Here is an 18461-nt window from a genome sequence, read left to right on the forward strand (position 1 = left end):
TTCAGGTGCTCCGGAAAGCGTGCGGTCACAGTCTTCGCGAGCATGTCGAACTCCACTTTCACTTATACGGATCGGCGGCGTCGCGCAGCCCGTCACCGAGGAAGTTGAAGGCCAGGATGACCAGGATGACCGGAATGATCGGGAACAGCAGCCATGGATAGAAGGCGATGACGCTGACGCTGCGGGCCTCCGTCAGCAGGATACCCCAGCTGGTGATCGGCGCCCGCAATCCGAGGCCGAGGAAGCTGAGCGCCGTCTCGCCGAGGATCATGCCGGGAACGGCGAGCGTTGCCGTGGCGATCAGGTGCGACATGAAGCCGGGCACCAGATGGCGGCCGATGATGCGGCTCGATTTGGCGCCCATCAGCTGGGCCGCCAGCACGTAATCCTCTTCGCGCAGCGAGAGCAGCTTGGAGCGGACCGCACGGGCCAGGCCCGTCCAGTCAAGCAGTCCGAGGATCGCGGTGATGCCGAGATAGATCAGCATGGGGCTCCATGTGACGGGCATGATGGCGGCTAACGCCATCCAGAGGGGTATGCTCGGGATCGACTGCAGAACTTCTATGATCCGCTGTACGATCATGTCGAATATGCCGCCGTGGTAACCCGCGAGCCCGCCAATGACAATCCCAAGAGTGAAGCTGACGATGATGCCGATCAGGCCGATGGTCAGCGAAATCCGGGCGCCGTAGAGGATTCGGGAAAAAACGTCGCGCCCCAGCCGGTCGCTGCCAAGCAGGAAGAACTGGCCGTCCTTAGCCGGGCAGACGACGTGGAAACTGGCATCTACCATGCCCCAGAACTTGTAGGAATCACCCGAGCAGAAGAAGCGCAACGGTTCGACCTTCTCCGGGTTGTCCCTGTAGACGCGCTTCAGAGTGTCCATATCTAGAGTCATATCCCGGCCATAGACAAAGGGGCCGATAAACTCGCCCTTGTCGAAGAGATGGATTGCCTGCGGCGGCGCATGGATGAAGTCTACGTTGCGTGTGTGAAGGTTATAAGGCGCCAGGAATTCAACGATGGCGACCACGAAATAAAGCAGGAGGAGGAAGATCCCGGAGACGACCGCCAGCCTGTGGCGCTTGAACTTCCACCACATGAGCTTCAGTTGCGACGCCTTGAAGACGCGCTCCTGCTCTTCCGTCATGCCCTCGATGGAATAGGGATCGAACGGCGCATCCGACACGTAATGCATCATGGGCTCGCCGGCGTTTGGCAGTGGCGTGGTCGCTGTCATTTGGTGCTCCCGCCCTGCAGCCTGATACGTGGGTCGAGGAAGGCCAGCGCAATATCCGATATCAGCACGCCGATGACGGTCAGGAATGCCAGGAACATCAGGAACGAGCCGGCCAGGTACATGTCCTGGCTCTGCAACGCCTTGATCAGCATCGGGCCTGTCGTTTCGAGCGAGAGCACGATCGCCGTGATTTCAGCACCCGATATGATCGCCGGCAGGATCGAGCCGATATCCGATATGAAGAAATTCAGCGACATCCTGAGCGGATATTTGACCAGTGTCTTGAAGGGGTGAAGGCCTTTGGCGCGGGCCGTGACGACATATTGCTTCTGCAATTCGTCAAGCAGGTTGGCGCGCAGCTTCCTGATCATGCTCGCCGTACCGGCGGTGCCGACGATGACCACCGGTATCCAGATATGTTCCAGGATCGAACTCGCCTTGGCCCAGCTCATCGGCTCGGCGAGATATTTCTGGTCCATCAGATGGCCGATCGAGGTTCCGAACCAGATATTGGCGAAATACATCAGGATCAGCGCGAACATGAAATTGGGTATGGCTATGCCGATCAGGCCCACGAATGTCAGGCCGAAATCCGTCCAGCTATATTGATGCGTCGCCGAATAGATGCCGATCGGGAAGGCGATGATCCAGGTAAAGATAATGGTGAAGAAGGACACCAGCATGGTCAGCCACAATCGGTCGCCCACCACTTCGCTCACCGGTAGCTGAAATTCGAACGAATAGCCGAAATCGCCCTGCAGCATGCCCGCCACCCAATAAAAGTAGCGAATGACCGGGGGCTTGTCGAAACCGTATTCGGCGCGCAGTTCCGCAATCTCGGCCATGTCGACGTCCTCGCCCTGGGCGGCGAGGTCGGCGATGTAGCTTTCGAAATAATCGCCGGGCGGCAGTTCGATGATGGTGAAGACCAGTGCCGAGATGATCAGCAGGGTCGGGATCATGACGGCGATGCGCCAAAGGATGTATCGCAGCATCGTCAGCTCTCCACGCCAAGCCAGAAGCTATCCGGCATATAGACGCCGAGATAGCAGGTGGGATCGAAACCGAAGAGCCCTTCCTCAGGCACGTTCTGGAGGCGCGCCGAGCGGAGTATGGGCTGGCGTGACGCGTTGACGATGCCGATCGAGAAAACCTGTTCGGAATAGATGTCCAGCATTTTAGACCAGATGGCCGTGCGTTCGGCAATATCGGTGGCCTGCTTCCACTTGCCCAAGAGCTCGATCAGTTCCACCGCTTCGGGCATGTCGGGCGCCTTGCCCTTCTTCCCGTTCGACAGATAGTACATGCCCCAGACCGGCCATTGCAGTTGCTCGTCGGCCGTCGGCGCGAGTTGGGCGGGATTCATATCAGCCGTCGGCACGCCGTTGTCGAGACCCGACCACATCGAGACCATGATCTGGCCGGCCATGGCGCGGTTGCGGAAGATGTCGCGCTGCGAGGTCTTGATGAACAGCGAGATGCCGATCTTTTTCCAGTGATCGGTAACCAGTTCCAGCACGTCGGTTTCGAGCGTGCTCTCGCCGGCCGTCTCGACGATGATCTGCGCCAGCCGGCCGTCGGGCAGCAGGCGGAAGCCGTCTTCATCGCGCTTGTCGAGACCCGCTTCATCAAGGAGCGCGTTGGCCTTGTCCGGATCGTGGCTTGCCCAGGCGGTCTTGTATTCGGGCTTGAAGAGCGGGCTTTCGGGCAGGATCGTATCGGCGCTTTCAGCCGCCAGGCCATAGAAAACGGCCTTGTTGATCTCGGTGCGGTCGATCGCCAGCGACAATGCGCGCCTCACCCTGACATCCTGAAACAACTTGCGCCAGACGTCGTCGGCACTGTTGAGGTTCGGCAGCATGGCGATCAGCGCGCCTTGCGTCTTGGTCCACAGGCTGACCTTGACCGGATAGCGCTTTTCCGAGTCCTTCAGGAATGCGTAATCCGTGAAGTCGATGCCGGTGAATTGCAGGTCGCTCTCGCCGGCGCCGGTCTTGGCGGCGATGATTTCCGAGGAACTGACGTTAAGTAGCACGCGGTCGATATAAGGCAGCTGCAGGCCGTTCTCGTCGATCCGGTGGAAGAAGGGATTACGCTCAAAGACGAACTGCTCTGCCGGCGGCGCGGTGGTGTTGCGCCACGGGTCGAGCGTCGGCAGTTCCGGATTTTCCGGCCGGTAGCTGCGCGACATCTTGGTGTGGAGTTCCTTCCAATGCTTGGCGCGATATTGCTTGACCAGCGCGGCAAGACGGAACTCGTCCTGGTACTTCTTGTGGAATTGCTTGAGATAAGTCGCCGGCATGACCACGACGATCGGCTGCGGTGCTGCGAGCTTTGGCAGAAAATCCGGATTCGGTGACGGCCATGTGTAGCGCACCGAGTATTTGTCGAGCACTTCGAAGACCGGCGGCTTGTCTTGGGCGAGGAGTTCGCGCGGCAGTCCGCCGCGTCGCAGGTCCTCGTTGAGGATCACATCCTCCCAGGCATAACGGAAGTCTTCCGACGTCAGATAGCTGCCGTCGGACCAGCGATGGCCTTCCCTGATCTTGAACGTGAAGATCCGGTCCTCGACGACCTCGAAGCTCTCCAGGACATCGGCATGCAACCCCAGCTTTTCATCATAGCCGACGAGCCGTGCGTAACCGTTGATCGTCATCAGGCGCGTATCGCGCTGGCTGCCGACCAGAACACGAATTTCGCCGCCATAGCCGCCCGGCTTGCGACCGGTTTTCGCCATGTTGATGAGGCGGGGCTTCTTGGGCAGGCGGTCGATGATGTCGGGTAAGGCCGCCGCCCTGAGGCGCGGCCAGAGGAAAGTCGGTTCCCGTGCGACGTCGGGTACCTGCGCCTGCGCAAGGGCAGGCAGGCAGCTTGATGCCATCAGGCCGAGGAAGGTGCGCCGCTTGATCAATGCTGCAACTCCTTCACGTCGGCGCTTCGCCGTGCGAGCACGAGATGTCCTTCGCCGAGATCGGCAAAGGACAAGGCATCCTGTTCGCCTTCGTTGCGGAACTGCGCGCCCCAGTTGCGAATGTCGCGGGCGCCGTTGGTCTTGAGAGCCGTAAAATCCAGTGGTCGGTCGAGGTCGGGGAAGGGCACCGCTGCAAGAAGCGACTTGGTATAGGGATGTATCGGCGTCTGCATCAGCGAATGACGTGGGGCGATCTCGACGATGCGGCCGGCGCACATCACTGCGATCCGGTCGGCCATGTAGTCCACGACCGCAAGATTGTGGGAGATGAAGATGTAGGTGAGGCCGAGTTCGCTCTGCAGGTCCTTGAGAAGGTTTAGGATCTGAGCTTGGACTGAGACATCGAGCGCAGAAACGGGTTCGTCGCAGATCAACAGGTCCGGGTTGAGCGCAAGCGCACGCGCGATGCCGACGCGCTGCCTCTGGCCGCCGGAGAGACCATGCGGATAGCGGTTGAGATGGCGCCGGCTGAGCCCCACCGCTTCGAGCAGTTCGGCAACCTTGTCCTGGCGGGTCCGGGCATTGCCGCGATCATGAATCTCAAGCGGTTCGCTGACGATGTTCTGGATCGTCATGCGAGGTGACAACGAGGCGACCGGATCCTGGAACACCATCTGGATATCCGCCCGTAGCGTCTTGAGTGCGCTGCCCTCGGCCTTGATGACGTCGATGGGGCTGCCTTCGCCATTGAAAATGACCGAGCCTGAATCGGGCGTCAGCGCGCGCATCAGGATCTTGCTCAAAGTCGTCTTGCCGCAGCCACTTTCGCCGACCAGGCCGAGACATTCGCCGCGCATCACATCGAAGCTGACGCCATCCACGGCACGGAGCGGCGGCGTCGTGTCCTTGGCGAACCAGTTGGACTTGCGCGTGCCGTAGGTCTTGACGATATCGCGGACAGAAAGCAGCACGCCATCCTTTTGCGCGGCTCTCGGCTTTTCCAGGTTCATCAGGCGACTGGTATCGACCGGCACTTCGCGGAGCGGTTTCAGGCGCTCGCCCGGTCCCATATCGAAATGCGGCACGGCTGCCAGCAGCCCTTTGAGATAGGGGTGTGTGGGATTGCGGAAAATCTGCTCGACCGGTCCCGCTTCCATGATCTCGCCGTGATAGATGACGACGACCTCGTCGGCGACATTGGCCACGACACCGAGATCATGGGTGATCAGCAGCATCGCCATGTTGAGCTTGGTCTGCAATTCACGAAGAAGCTGCAGGATTTGCGCCTGGATCGTCACGTCAAGCGCGGTCGTCGGCTCGTCGGCGATGAGCAGCGCGGGACGGCAGATGAGCGCCATCGCGATCATCGCGCGCTGGCGCATGCCGCCCGAGAGTTCGAACGGATACATGTCGTAAGCACGCTTCGGGTCCTTGAAACCGACGAGCCCGAGCATCTCTTCGGTGGCCGCGCGGCGCTGGGCGCTCGTGTCCTCGGTGTGAATCTTGAGGACTTCGGATATCTGGTTGCCGATCGTGTGGAGTGGTGACAGCGAGGTCATCGGCTCCTGGAAGATCATGCCCATCCTGTCGCCGCGAATGGCGCGAATTTCGCGGCCGTCACGCGGCAATGTCAACAGGTCCACAGCTCCGGAGGACGATGCTGGATCGTTGAACAGGATTTTGCCGCCGGCGCTGGCGGTATTCGGCAGAATGCCCATAACCGCTTGGCTGATAACGGATTTCCCCGAGCCGGACTCTCCAACCAGGGCGGTGACCTTGCCCGGCAGGACGCGCAAGTCCGCCCGCTTCACGGCATCGACCTTGCCACCAAGCAGGGCGAACGAGATACTAAGGTTCTCGACCCTCAGGAGGTCGGTTGCCGACGCCATGGTTGCTGGCCTTCCATCATTTCACGTGAATTCTGTGTTCCCCGAAAAAATGCTAGCTCACTAAAGAGGCGGAGTCCATTGTCCGGCCACGGCAATTTTTTGCTGCGGTCCGCGACAAGGCGTGATGGTCGAGGGGACAAGAAGCGTTGGAAACGGGATCCGCTAGCGGACCAGAGCGCAGGCAGCCTGGTCGCGCAGCACATCGGCGCAGTCAGGGCTGCGGCGGAAATCGTCGTAATAGAGTGTCCATTCGGTCGAGTTCGCGGCCCTGTATGGACCGAATTTGAAATACTGATTGTCGCCCAGGGGCGGGTCGTTGTGGCCGATATAGCCCTTGATCGTGACCACCCATTTGTTGTTGGCGAAAATCTCGATATGGCCGGTGCCATCGGGGCCGGGCTTGGTCATGATGGCAAAATCGATCCAGCCCGAATCCGGTGACGGCAGCTTGTTGCCGCGATCGATGATCGTGATCTTGTCCGTGCAGGCATTGAATAGCCCGCCGTCTTCGCTTTCCCAATTGCCGTCTGTCGCCACCAGCGCGCGCATCTGGTTGGTTTCGGGACGAAGCCAGACCGGCGTCTGGCCGTCGCCGCATCGTGCCGTCGTGCCTTTCGGCTGGATCGAGACCGGCGCGAAGTGATTGGCTTCGACCGTGGCGAAGAGCTTGCCTTTGCGCAGCCTCAACGCCAGGAAGGGGCTGAAATCGCCCGGCGCGCCGGGATCGATCTCGCGCTTCCACTGGGCAATCAGATAACGGTGGTCATCCCTAGGGATCGGATCGGCGAATTTTACCGCGAAGCCATACCAGACAGCCTCGTCATAGGGCACGCGCAGCTGCGGTTTTTCCCAGATTTCCGCCCGCTCGGAGCAATCTTCGCGATTGATACCACAGCCCGGGCGAACGGTGAGCTTCAGCGCTCCGCCGCCGTCAAGCGTCACGTCCTTCTGGAACTCGACCTGGCCGGAGCGCTGCTCGGCATTGTTCTTGTAATATAGGCCGCCGGCGGCCGAGAAATCGGCGCCGTCGAAACTGTCGAAAAGCCTTGCACTGGTATCGTCTGCGATCGCCTCGGCGCTTGAAAGTACGGACGCTAGAAACATGGCGATCGCGATTGCCTTCTTCATTGCAAGAAATTCGGTCCCGGCAGTGTTGGTTTCTGCTGGCGCGTGTTGCGGTAGAGCAGCATCACATGTTCTGCTTCAGAGCGCACATCGTGTCCATTACTTTCTGCAAGCTCGATGCCGGACATCGTCATGTTGCTTTCGCTCGGCATCAACACCGTGACCTTTTCCTCGACGCCGCGCAGGCGCTTCTCGCCGAGCGTCACCCAGTCGCCGCCGCAATAGGTGGCGAAGGCCTGGCTGGCGATCACCGTCTGGCCAAGTGTCTTGGTCAGACCCTGCAGACGCTGCACCTCGTTGACCGCGCCGCCGAAAGCGGAGAAGGTCAAGCGGTCCTTGAGCCCGACATTGCCGTACATCACGTTGCCGACATGTAGGCCGATGCCGTAGCGGATTTCGCCAAGGCGGTTCTGCTTGCGGTCGGCATTGAGTTCGGCCATGCGGGCATTGGCCTCCCGCACGGCAGCCATAGCCGCCTGGGTAGCGACCTCGGATGGTTCGCGATGCCTGTCACAGGGGTAAACGGCGAGGAAGCCGTCGCCCATGAAGCTCAGGATCTCGCCGCCGTTCTTGTTGAAAGGAGCGGCGATCGCGTCGAAGAAGACGTTGAGGGTGTCGATATAAACCTGTCGGCCAGACTTCTCGGCGAGCACGGTCGATTGGCGCATGTCGCCCATGACGAGCGCCGCACGAATAGTTTCGCCATCGCCGCGACGAACCTGGCCTGACAGCACCCGCTGGCCGGCATTGCCGCCGAGATAGGTGGTGACCATGTTGTCGGCGAGCTTGCTGAGCACGGCCATCTTGGCGGCAACCGCGAGGTCGTTCTGGATATGCAGCAGCGCGTCGATCACCTCGTCGCCGAAGCCGCCCGCTGCGTCGGTGGTCCATGAGCCGACCATGCCGCGCGTCGTATCTTCACCAAAGGATTCGACGAAGGCGAGATAATCCGTGCCGCCCATTTCCTTGAGATCGTCGAAAATGCCGAATTCCGAAGACGTCATCGGATCGATCCGGCGTCTCAGATGCGGCAGACCGTTGCTTAGCAGATAGAAATAGGGGCTCCTGAGGAACCGGTCTTTCTCGCCGTCGCTGCCCGTCGGGCGGAACCCTTCGACACTCACACCCTTGCCCTTGATCCAGGTGAAGCCCAGCGCGTCATAGAGCGGATGGAGCATGGAGAAGCTCAAATGTACCCTGAGCAGGGGGATGCCGGCGGCCGCCAGCCGCTCGCAGAGACCATGCACCAACCCTTCGAGGTCGCTGCCGCCGAGGGCCGATTGCTGGAGCCAGTGCGATACACGCTCGATGAGGGATTCGGAAATATTTGCACGGGGAATAATCATTGTTTTATCTGGTCTTTCTGCCAACCAGCGTCAAGCGTCGCGCATCGATGCTGGAACATGTCACCCGGCGCAACCGATCGATCGCGTCGCGCTGCAATATAAGTACGCGTCCGAGGCAAAGCCAGTTGCGAGGCCTAAACTTTACGTAGATTTACAAAAATCAATTCTCCGGCATTGGAGCCGGCACCCTTGACATGGTGCAGGCGAAGCCGCAACTGAACGGCAAATCCCACGCCGAGAGCCATGACATTGACGGACGCCCATTCTTCTTTCGATACCCTCCTCGCGAGCATTTCCGGACGTCTGGCGCGCGTCGGCGTGATCGGTCTCGGCTATGTCGGGCTGCCGCTGGCGATGACCGTGGCGCGAAGCGGATTTCCGGTGACCGGCTTCGATATCGACCCCGGCAAGATCACCATGATCGAAGCGGGGCAGTCCTATATCGATGCGGTTTCGCATCAGGTGCTTTCGGCGCAGACGTCGTCGGGCCGGTTCCGGGCAACTACGGAATTCGCCGAGCTTGGAACCTGCGATGTCATCGTCATCTGCGTGCCGACGCCGCTGACCAAGCACCGCGATCCGGACCTCTCCTTTGTCACCAAGACGAGCGAGGCCATCGCCGCCGCCCTGCGTCCAGGCCAACTGATCGTGCTCGAATCGACGACTTATCCCGGCACGACGGACGGTGTGGTCCGGCCGATACTGGAGGAAACCGGGCTCAAATCCGGCCGCGATTTCTTCCTTGGCTTTTCGCCTGAGCGCGAAGATCCGGGCAACAAGGATTTCGAGACCTCGACGATCCCCAAAGTGGTCGCCGGTGACGGCGCAGAGGCCGCAGCCCTGATGGAGGCTTTCTATGGCGCGGCGGTGACTACCGTCGTGCCGGTTTCCACCACGGCCACGGCGGAAGCTGTGAAGCTCACAGAGAACATCTTCCGCGCGGTCAACATCGCGCTCGTCAACGAACTCAAGGTCGTCTACGAGGCGATGGGCATCGATATCTGGGAAGTGATCGACGCGGCCAAGACCAAGCCCTTCGGCTATATGCCCTTTTACCCAGGTCCGGGGCTCGGTGGGCACTGCATCCCGATCGATCCCTTCTACCTGACCTGGAAATCGCGCGAGTATGAGCTACCGACACGCTTCATCGAGTTGGCGGGGGAGATCAACTCCGCCATGCCGAGGCATGTGGTGGATCGGCTTGCCGAAGCGCTCGACATCCGCGCCGGCAAGGCACTCAGCCGTTCGCATGTGCTGGTGATCGGGCTCGCCTACAAGAAGAACGTGCCTGATATTCGTGAAAGCCCGTCGCTCAAGCTGATCGAGTTGATCGAGGCGCGGGGTGGGCGGGCGAGCTATCACGATCCGCATGTGCCGAAAGTGCCTTCGACGCGTGAGTACGGCCACCTCAAGGATCGGCCATCCGTGGCGTTGACGCAGGAAATTGTTTCAGGTTTCGACGCGGTGCTGATCGCCACCGACCACGATGACATAGATTACGCCGCGCTCGCCGAGTGGGCGCAGATCGTGGTCGATACGCGCAATGCCTTCGGCCGCCGCAAGATCAGCGGCGACAACATCGTCAAGGCGTAGCGGCGGCCTTGACCAGAACGGGCGCCTTGCCCTTGAGTTGGGCTGCCGCAAGCGCGTAGCCACCGGCTGCGCCGTCGATGAAATGCATGTGATCGCGCTGCATGGGGTTGACCACGAAGCAAGTCATCAGGGCCGCGTCCTGACGGTGGATGCCGTAGCGGCAGACCGCCGATCGCGCCGCGTCTTCCAGCCGCTGCTCGATCATGGCGAGCCGGGCCTTGTCGACATCGACGGTCATCTTCAGCCCGTCGTCGAACTTGCGGAAATCGCTGTTGGCGGAGACGTCGCTCTTGTAGCGGCGTCCGTCGAAATCACCGAGTTTCATGTTGAAGTATGCGAGGCCGTTGCCGAGGGCGTATTCCATCATCGCCCTCAGCTTGGCTTTCAGCCGCTGGCCTTTGGGCGCGCGTACGCGTGCCTCGAGTTCCAGGCCCGCGCTGGTCAGGCCTGGTGTCGGGCCCTCGGCGGGAACCGGGTGACCGCCGCGTTCCTCGCTTGCAGCGATGGCGACGATGCCGTTGATCAGATCGCGAAATGCAGCAGCGTCCTGCGCCGGGCCGGGAACCGCGATGATCGAGACGATCTCGCCATGGCGCGATGGGATCGGGCTCCAGCGGCACGATAGCCCGTTCAGGTCCGGTCGCAACGTTGCCGGGGCTGCGGGCACGCTGAACTTGCCTTCCTTCATGCGCGCCTCGGCCCAGCTTGCCCCGCCACCCGCGAACATCGCGTAGGAGGCATGTTCGCTAGCCTTGAACCGGGCGACGAGGACGTCAAGACCCTCCGCGCGGATATCCTTCAGGGGCACGACGGCGCCACGGAGGCTGAGTGCAAGCTCCTCGTCGGCCCAGGTTCGGACGGCAGCGATTGCAGCGCGCGCCTTCTCGATGCCGGATGGCGGCACAGCGACGGTCGCGCCGTCACCACCAAAGACGAAGGGGAGATCCTGGCTTCCGACAGCATTGAGCACGGCGGAAATGATGCTGGCGCCGGCCATGTTGACCGACTTGTAGCTGCCGGCCTTGATCGCACCGGTGGAATCGACGATGTCGCCGGTCACCAGCGCCCAATCATCGGGCAATGGTCGATAATTGCCGAGATCGGTTACGCCTCCGAATTCCTCGAAGACCGGTATCTGGCTGAAAAATCTGTTGCTGTCGCTCTCCACCATGCAGGCAATCTAGCATGATCATGGACGCTATGCGATCACAGTTGCGTGGCGCAGAAGGCTTCTTTTCATCAGGGAATGAGAAGGATGTCGAACTGTTCGCGATCTAGGGGGATGTCGGCGACTTTCATCCGTGCCATGCTGTCGTCGTTGAAGAAGACAAGGCAATCCTCGTAATAGCGGGCAAGGAAGCCGACGAATTCGGCAGCCTTTTCAGCGCCGTAAAATTCCGACGTGAATTCGCAATGCACCGAGACCCGGCGCTCGAAAAGTGACGTCATGGACCGGCAGGCGATGGGCTCGTAGCCCTCGATATCCATCCAGACGAGGCCAACATCCGCTTCCGCAATGCCGGCGTCAGCCAGAATTGCCGGCACAGGTCTTGCCGGGACCGCGATCTTGATGTCGGCCGCACTGCGAGAATTCGGGCTGCTCTTGCCGTGATTATCAGGATGCAGGAAGAAGTCGATCTGGCCTTCGATGTCGCTTGCCGCGCAATTGATTGGCACAACGAGTTCATCAAAACCGTTCTGGGTGATATTCTCAACGAGAAGCTCAAAATTGCGCGGATCCGGCTCGACGGTGACGATGCGGCCGAAGGCGCCAGTCAGCGCGAAATAGATCGTGTGGGTGCCGATATTGCCGCCGATCTCCAGAAGCGTCTTGCCCTCGATACCCAAGCCCAGCGCTTTCAGATGCCGCATCAGCCGGTCGACATGATCGCGATCGAAATGGCCCTTCACGAAGACGCTGCGGCCGAGATAATCGGCGGGGGAGAAGGTGATCAGGTGATCGCCATTGTCCACCGTGATGAAGCGGGTTCGGCTGCCAATTGCCTTGATGAGCAGATCGCGGCCGTAGCGTGTGTCGAAAAAGCGGCTGGCGAGCCTGTCGCGCAATCGGCGGAACATCCGGGCCAAACTGTTATCCATTCGGTTAGAGCCTTTCATTGTTAAATGAAAGCAGTTCTGCCGGAGCAGGTTTTCGTCAGGGCAGAGGCGATTGGCGAAGGACATACCCAGATGTATGTCCGAGACGATCGCCTCTGAGCCTGGCGGAAAGATGCCCGGCCCTTCGGGTTGGCTGAAACGGGCCGGCTGATCGACCGGCCGGCTTGGCCGTAGATCGTGGCTACGACGCGCGCCGGCCGGTCGACCATCCGACTCCGTTTGAGCCAACAGAACTGATTTCATTTAACAATGAAAGGCTCTAATCACCGTTCGCATTTAGCAAATTGCAGGAATATTGCTACAGGACAACCGATCGAATAGGTTCGATCGCGAGAAAGCAGGGCGTCCGCAGTGTCCATCATGAGCACCATCACCAAGTCCAGGGTGCATATCGCATCGGGGCTGGTGCTTGCTTTCTTCGTCGCTGGTCATTTCATCAATCACGCACTTGGTATCAGTTCGATCGAGTTGATGGAGGCGGGTCGCGCGGGCTTCAACATTTTCTGGCGCAGCATACCCGGCACGATCCTGCTCTATGGCGCGCTGCTCAGCCATTTTGCGCTGGCGCTTGATGCGCTCTGGCGGCGCGGCAATCTGCGCATGCCGGTTGGCGAAGCGCTGAAGATCCTGTTCGGCCTGGCGCTTCCTTTCCTGCTCGCCGAGCACGTGATTGCCACCAGGCTTGAATTCTCGCTGACCGGTTATGTCAGGGGCTATACGGAAGTCCTCCGGTCGATGTGGATATCGAACGGCACGGTGGCGTTCTATACTGCGGCCTTGGTGATCGCCTGGGCGCATGGCTGTCTCGGCATGTGGTTCTGGCTGCGCGGAAAGGTATGGTTCCAGCGCGTGGCGCCCATCTTCCACATGATCGCCGTTGTTGTGCCGGTGCTGGCGATCATCGGCTTCTATTCGGGCATGCATGCCTCTGCACTCGCAGCGCCGACCCCGAACACGGAAGCGGGGCTGCCGCTGCGAACGCTTTATCGCATCATCTACAGTTTCTACGCGGTCTTCCTGCTGGTTATCGCAGGCGTGATTCTCGTCAAGTTCATCCCGCAGCGGAACAAGATCCGCATCCGTTATGCCGGGGGCAGGATCGTATCGGTCAATCCGGGCTTGAGCATCCTGGAAGCCAGCCGGTCGGCGGGCATTCCGCACGTCTCGGTCTGCGGCGGGCGCGGGCGCTGCTCGACGTGTCGCGTGCAAATCCTCGACGGGCTGGATGGGCAGCCGGCGATTGAGGCGAGGGAGGTGGCGACGCTGAAGAGCATTGGCGCGGGTGGCAATGTGCGGCTCGCCTGCCAATTGCGGCCGACCCATGATCTCACGGTGCTGCCGCTCGTCGATGTCGGCTCAACGTTGCTCGCCGCCCGGCAGGCGCCGAACGCGGTTGCTGGGCAGGAACGCATGGTGGCGGCACTGTTCTGCGACCTGCGGTCCTTCACCCAGCTGTCCGAGAAAAAACTGCCCTACGACGTGGTGTTCCTGCTCAACCGATATTTTACGGTCGTCGATCAGGCGGTGGAGTCATCGGGCGGTATGGTCGACAAGTTCATCGGCGACGGTGCCATCGCGCTTTTCGGCATCGAGACGTCCTATGCTCAGGCTTGCCGCCAGGCGCTGCAGGCGGCGGTGAAGCTGGCGGAAGGGATCGAGAAACTCAATGCCTCTTTCAGTGCCGAGCTCGATGCGCCGCTGAGGATCGCTATGGGCCTGCATGCCGGACCCGCCATTGTCGGCCGGATGGGTCACGGCAAGGCAACGTCGCTGACCGCGATCGGCGACACGATCAACACGGCGAGCCGGCTCGAAGGCCTCGCCAAGCAGAAGAATGTCGAACTGGTCGTGTCTGCCGATCTGGTCAAGCTCGCCGGCGTGACGTTCCCCGGCCACGAGGTCGAGGAACTGGAAATCCGTGGCCGTGCCGCCAAGCTCGAGACATGGGTCGTTTTGAAGGCGACCGATATTTCAGCCGCCCTTGCGACTCCTTCCGTGGCAGTGGTGGCCTGAACCCTCAGGCCGAACGGCCGGCCGCGAGAAAGGCCAACCGCGCCGGCATCTTCAGCAGTTCCGATGCCGCGACGCGCTCCGGCGTGTAGTGATGCGCGACATCCAGGCAATTGACCGTGCCGAGCAATTCGCCACCCACCACGACCGGGATATTGACGACGGACTGGCAGCCGAGTGAATCGATCAGCTCGTAGTCCGGAAACACCTTGGCAATGTCTTCGATCGTATTGGCGACGAAGGACTTGCGTTCCTTGTGGACGATATCGAACCAGCTGTCGTAGCGGATCGGCTTGGTGCCGGACGAGGGGTAGCTGACCGGATCGGAGGTATAGGCGCGGCGCGCGACTTCGTTCTTCATATCGACGGTCATGGTGGTGAAGAGCTTTGCGCCGATCACTTTTCGCGCGAGCGTCTCGAGCGCGATCCAGGGCGCGTCGGCGCGCGTATCGTTGGCGATCGCATCGTCGAACGCAGCCAGTGCCGCGGCAAAATCCTCGTTGGTCATTATTTGTTGGTCCTTCATGCTGGCCATCATTAGTGCGTGACGGCGGTATCGATCAGTTCGCGGGAATAGGGGTCGACCAGCTCGGCCCGCTTGAGTTGGGCGACATCGGCCACCTCGACGATGCGGCCATGCCGCATCACCGCCAGCCGGTCGCAGAGGAACGAGACGACCGGCAGGTTGTGGGTGACCATGAGGTAGGTGAGATTGCGCTCGCGGCGGATCCGCTTGAGGAGATTGAGGATTTCGGCCTGCACCGAGACATCGAGCGCCGAGGTCGGCTCGTCGAGCAGCATCAATTTCGGTTCGAGGATCAGCGCGCGGGCGATCGCCACGCGCTGGCGCTGGCCGCCGGAGAGCTGATGGGGAAAGCGGAAACGGAAGCGGCGGTCCAGACCGACGGAGGTCAGGACGTCCTCGACCTTGGCATCCTGGTTACCGATGCCATGGATGGACAGCGGCTCGGACAGGATCGCATCGACCGTCTTGCGCGGATGCAGCGAGCCGTAGGGATCCTGGAACACCATCTGGCAGGTGCGCGAAAAGGCGCGGTCGATGCCATGGCTGCGTTGCTCGCCATAGGCGGCGATCGAGCCCTGCCATTCGGGCGCAAGGCCGGCGATCGCCTTCAGCACGGTGGATTTGCCGGAACCGCTCTCGCCGACCAGCGCAAAACTCTCGCCTTCGAGGATATCGAGATTGACCCCATGCGTGATCTGCGTGCGGCCGTAGAAGACATCGAGATTCTTGAGGGTGAGTGCACTCATGTTCCGGCCCACGCGCTGCGGTCGAGGACGGGAAGTTCCTCGCGGGTTTCATCGAGACGGGGGACGGCGGAGATCAGCGCCCTGGTATAGGGATGGGTCGCGTTCATCAGTTCGCCGGCCTTGCATTCCTCCACGATGCGGCCGGAATTCATCACCACGATGCGGTCGCAATAGCTGGAGACGAGGTTGAGGTCGTGGCTGATGAAGATCAGGCCCATGCCCTTGCGGCGCACCAGTTCGTCGATGATGTCGAGGACTTGCGCCTGCACCGACACGTCGAGCGCCGAGGTCGGCTCGTCGGCGATCAGGATATCCGGTTCGGGGATCAGCATCATGGCGATCATCACGCGCTGGCCCATGCCGCCGGAGAGTTCATGTGGATAGAGCCGCGCCACCCGCTCGGGATCGTCAATCCGCACCGCTTCCAGCATCGAGAGCACGCGGGCATGGATGTCGCGCGCGGCGAGCTTCTGGTGCGTCCGCAGCGCTTCGGCGATCTGCTCTTTCACGGTCATGACAGGGTTGAGCGAGAATTTCGGATCCTGCATGACCATGGAGATGCGGGCGCCCCTGATGGCGCGCATCTGGCGTTCGGACTGCTTGAGCAGGTCGATGCCGTCGAATTCGAGTTTCTTCGCGGTGACCTTGCCGGGGGCGCGGATCAGCTTGAGGATCGAGCGGCCGGTCATCGACTTTCCCGATCCGCTTTCGCCGACAATGCCGAGCCGCTCGCGGCTGAGCGAGAAAGAGATGTCGCGCACGACATCGATCGGTCCGCGGGGCGTCGGGAAGGTCACATGCAGGCCTTCGACGGTGAGAAGCGGCGCGCTCAATGACCTTCTCCGCTTTTCGGGTCCAGCACATCGCGCAAGCCGTCGCCCAGGAAGCAGAAGCCGAGGCTGACGATGATGATGGCGAAGCCCGGCATGGTGGCGACCCACCACTGGTCGAGAATGAAGGAGCGGCCACGGGCGATCATCGCGCCCCATTCGGGCAGCGGCGGCTGGGCGCCCAGTCCGATGAAGCCGAGGCCCGCAGCAGTGAGGATGATGCCGGCCATGTCGAGGGTGACGCGGATGATCATCGAAGAGGTGCAGAGCGGTAGCACATGGCCGAGGATGACCCGCAGCGCCGAAGCGCCTTGCAGGCGCACGGCAGCAATGAATTCCGAATTTTTGAAGGTCATCGTCTCGGCACGCGCGATGCGGGCATAGCCCGGCCAGGAGGTGATGGCGATGGCGATGATGGCATTTTCGATGCCGGGACCCAATGCGGCGACCAATGCCAGCGCCAGGATCAGCTTCGGCATCGACAGGAAGATGTCGGTGATGCCCATCAGGATGCGATCGACCCAGCCCCCGAAATAACCGGAGACCGCGCCGATGATCAGCCCGGCGGGCGCGGCCAGCACTGCGACGATGATGACGATAGCCAATGTGATCCGCGCGCCGAAAACCACGCGCGACCAGATATCGCGGCCGAGTTCGTCGGTGCCCATCCAGTTCGTGGCCGATGGCGGCAGCAGTCGGGCCGTGAGATCCTGCGTCAGGGGATCGTGCGTGGCGATCCAGGGCGCAAAGATCGCGGTCAGGATCAGCACGAGGATGATAACGAAGCCGACCATGGCGAGCGTGTTGCGCGAAAGCGCGCCTGATATGCGGTAGAAGCGGCTTAGCCGCGCCTGCATGCGCGACCCGGGGCTGTCGGCGGTCAGCCAGTTCTGGACATCGGCAAAAGCCATGCGAAACTCCTACCGTGCGCGTGGGTCGAGGATGCGATAGAGCGCATCCGAGATCTTGTTGATGGCTATGAAGACGGCGCCGATGACCAGTGTCGCGCCCAGCACCGCCGACATGTCGGCATTGAGCAGCGCCACTGTTAGGTAATTGCCGATGCCGGGCCAGGAGAAGATCGTCTCGATCATCACGGAGCCCTCGAGCAGGCCGGCATAGGAAAGACCGCAGACCGTGATCAGCGGCACGAGGATCGGCCTGAACGCATGACGCCAGATCACCAGCCGTTCGGGCACGCCCTTGACGCGAGCGGTTGTCACATATTCCTGCGCCAGCTGGTCGAGCATGAACGAGCGCGTCATGCGGGCGATATAGGCGAGGCTGAAGAAGCCCAGCACGCTCGCCGGCAGCAGGAGATGCGAGATCGCGTTGAAGAAAATGTCGGTCTCGCCCGCGATCAGGCTGTCGATCAGCATGATGCCGGTCACGGGCGTCACCAGCCCATCATAGAAGATATCGACGCGGCCGGGTCCGCCCACCCATTTGAGCCTCGCATAGAAGACCGCGAGCCCCACGAGGCCGAGCCAGAATGCCGGGACGGAATAGCCGAACAGGCCGATCACGCGGATGACCTGATCCCTGGCGGTGCCGCGATGGCTGGCGGCATAGACGCCCATCGGGATGCCGAGCACCATGCCGATGATGATGCCGATCGTCGCCATTTCGAGTGTGGCGGGGAAGACGCGCTTGAGGTCGTCGATCACCGGCTTGCCTGTCGAGACCGACATGCCGAAATCGCCCCGCAATACCGAGACGACATAATTGACGAACTGGAGATAGAGCGGCTTGTCGAGGCCTAGTTGCAGTTTGGCGGCCTCATAGACCGCTCGCGGCGCGCGGTCGCCCACGACGGCAAGCACGGGATCGATCGGCACGACGCGGCCGATGAAGAAAGTGATGGCGAGCAATCCGAGGAAGGTGAGCGCGACCGATATCAGGAAGCCAGCGAGGCTCACCGCGAAACGTCCGGTCCGGCCGCTTTCACGCGGCAGCTTGATTGCTGACGTGGCTGCCGGCATCGCTTCTGGTTCAAATGCCAAGTCCGCGATCCCTTCCGTGATCTCGTCGTGTCGTCATCGTCAGGTCCGATTGTTTTTCCGGAGGCTTATCCGGGCTTTCAAAAAATTTCACTTGCGAACATACAAAAAATTTTGCTTGTATCAA

The 18461-nt window shown here is 61.1% G+C and carries 15 protein-coding genes; 2 read left to right on the forward strand and 13 right to left on the reverse strand.

The features are described from left to right. Positions 1 to 58: 58 nt before the first annotated feature. From ACSQ26_RS05080 to ACSQ26_RS05105, 6 genes are all read right to left on the reverse strand, one after another. Positions 59 to 1240 carry an ABC transporter permease gene (locus tag ACSQ26_RS05080; RefSeq protein WP_436006899.1) on the reverse strand — a complete coding sequence of 394 codons (1182 nt, stop codon included), beginning with the start codon at positions 1238 to 1240 and terminating at the stop codon, positions 59 to 61. Next, entirely contained in the window at positions 1237 to 2235 is a 999-nt protein-coding gene (locus tag ACSQ26_RS05085) for an ABC transporter permease (protein ID WP_436006901.1), read from the reverse strand. The genes ACSQ26_RS05080 and ACSQ26_RS05085 overlap by 4 nt, the downstream gene beginning before the upstream one ends. Before the next feature lie 2 nt (positions 2236 to 2237). Then, positions 2238 to 4151, reverse strand: coding sequence for an ABC transporter substrate-binding protein (locus ACSQ26_RS05090; RefSeq protein WP_436006903.1), 1914 nt, complete (start codon positions 4149 to 4151; stop codon positions 2238 to 2240). Then, the gene (locus tag ACSQ26_RS05095; protein WP_436006905.1) at positions 4148 to 6040 is read right to left on the reverse strand and encodes an ABC transporter ATP-binding protein; all 1893 of its coding nucleotides are present in this window, start codon (positions 6038 to 6040) and stop codon (positions 4148 to 4150) included. Before ACSQ26_RS05095 ends, ACSQ26_RS05090 begins: the two co-directional genes overlap by 4 nt. Before the next feature lie 162 nt (positions 6041 to 6202). Beyond that, positions 6203 to 7168 carry a polysaccharide lyase gene (locus ACSQ26_RS05100; protein ID WP_436006907.1) on the reverse strand — a complete coding sequence of 322 codons (966 nt, stop codon included), beginning with the start codon at positions 7166 to 7168 and terminating at the stop codon, positions 6203 to 6205. Further along, on the reverse strand, positions 7165 to 8511 hold the full coding sequence (locus tag ACSQ26_RS05105; protein WP_436006909.1) for an adenylate/guanylate cyclase domain-containing protein: 1347 nt from the start codon (positions 8509 to 8511) through the stop codon (positions 7165 to 7167). Before ACSQ26_RS05105 ends, ACSQ26_RS05100 begins: the two co-directional genes overlap by 4 nt. Before the next feature lie 243 nt (positions 8512 to 8754). Here ACSQ26_RS05105 and ACSQ26_RS05110 point away from each other — a divergent pair, with 243 nt between their 5' ends. Further along, positions 8755 to 10104 carry a nucleotide sugar dehydrogenase gene (locus tag ACSQ26_RS05110; RefSeq protein ID WP_436006911.1) on the forward strand — a complete coding sequence of 450 codons (1350 nt, stop codon included), beginning with the start codon at positions 8755 to 8757 and terminating at the stop codon, positions 10102 to 10104. On the opposite strand, the gene ACSQ26_RS05115 is transcribed toward ACSQ26_RS05110, so the two are convergent. Both ACSQ26_RS05115 and ACSQ26_RS05120 read right to left on the reverse strand, forming a co-directional pair. Further along, positions 10094 to 11275, reverse strand: coding sequence for a DUF3095 domain-containing protein (locus ACSQ26_RS05115; protein ID WP_436006913.1), 1182 nt, complete (start codon positions 11273 to 11275; stop codon positions 10094 to 10096). The genes ACSQ26_RS05110 and ACSQ26_RS05115 overlap by 11 nt on opposite strands. Positions 11276 to 11343: 68 nt before the next feature. Beyond that, the gene (locus ACSQ26_RS05120) at positions 11344 to 12204 is read right to left on the reverse strand and encodes an FkbM family methyltransferase (protein ID WP_436006915.1); all 861 of its coding nucleotides are present in this window, start codon (positions 12202 to 12204) and stop codon (positions 11344 to 11346) included. 378 nt (positions 12205 to 12582) lie between these two features. Between ACSQ26_RS05120 and ACSQ26_RS05125 the strand changes: the two genes are divergently transcribed. After that, positions 12583 to 14235, forward strand: a complete 1653-nt coding sequence (locus ACSQ26_RS05125) for an adenylate/guanylate cyclase domain-containing protein (RefSeq protein WP_436006917.1) — start codon at positions 12583 to 12585, stop codon at positions 14233 to 14235. A gap of 4 nt (positions 14236 to 14239) precedes the next feature. Here the strand turns inward: ACSQ26_RS05125 and ACSQ26_RS05130 are convergent, their stop codons facing one another. The 5 genes from ACSQ26_RS05130 to ACSQ26_RS05150 are packed head-to-tail and all read right to left on the reverse strand — an operon-like array spanning position 14240 to position 18316. Continuing rightward, positions 14240 to 14740, reverse strand: a complete 501-nt coding sequence (locus ACSQ26_RS05130) for a GAF domain-containing protein (protein WP_436006919.1) — start codon at positions 14738 to 14740, stop codon at positions 14240 to 14242. A gap of 29 nt (positions 14741 to 14769) precedes the next feature. Then, entirely contained in the window at positions 14770 to 15504 is a 735-nt protein-coding gene (locus ACSQ26_RS05135; protein ID WP_436006921.1) for an ABC transporter ATP-binding protein, read from the reverse strand. Then, a complete protein-coding gene (locus tag ACSQ26_RS05140; RefSeq protein ID WP_436006923.1) occupies positions 15501 to 16337 on the reverse strand; it encodes an ABC transporter ATP-binding protein in 837 nt (278 codons plus the stop codon). Before ACSQ26_RS05140 ends, ACSQ26_RS05135 begins: the two co-directional genes overlap by 4 nt. Then, positions 16334 to 17245 (reverse strand): ABC transporter permease, encoded by a 912-nt coding sequence (locus ACSQ26_RS05145; RefSeq protein ID WP_436006925.1) that lies wholly within the window; start codon positions 17243 to 17245, stop codon positions 16334 to 16336. Before ACSQ26_RS05145 ends, ACSQ26_RS05140 begins: the two co-directional genes overlap by 4 nt. Positions 17246 to 17254: 9 nt before the next feature. Then, positions 17255 to 18316 (reverse strand): ABC transporter permease, encoded by a 1062-nt coding sequence (locus tag ACSQ26_RS05150; protein WP_436015101.1) that lies wholly within the window; start codon positions 18314 to 18316, stop codon positions 17255 to 17257. Positions 18317 to 18461: the final 145 nt, after the last annotated feature.

Source organism: Rhizobium sp. LjRoot254, assembly GCF_964254105.1.
Lineage (GTDB): Bacteria > Pseudomonadota > Alphaproteobacteria > Rhizobiales > Rhizobiaceae > Rhizobium_E.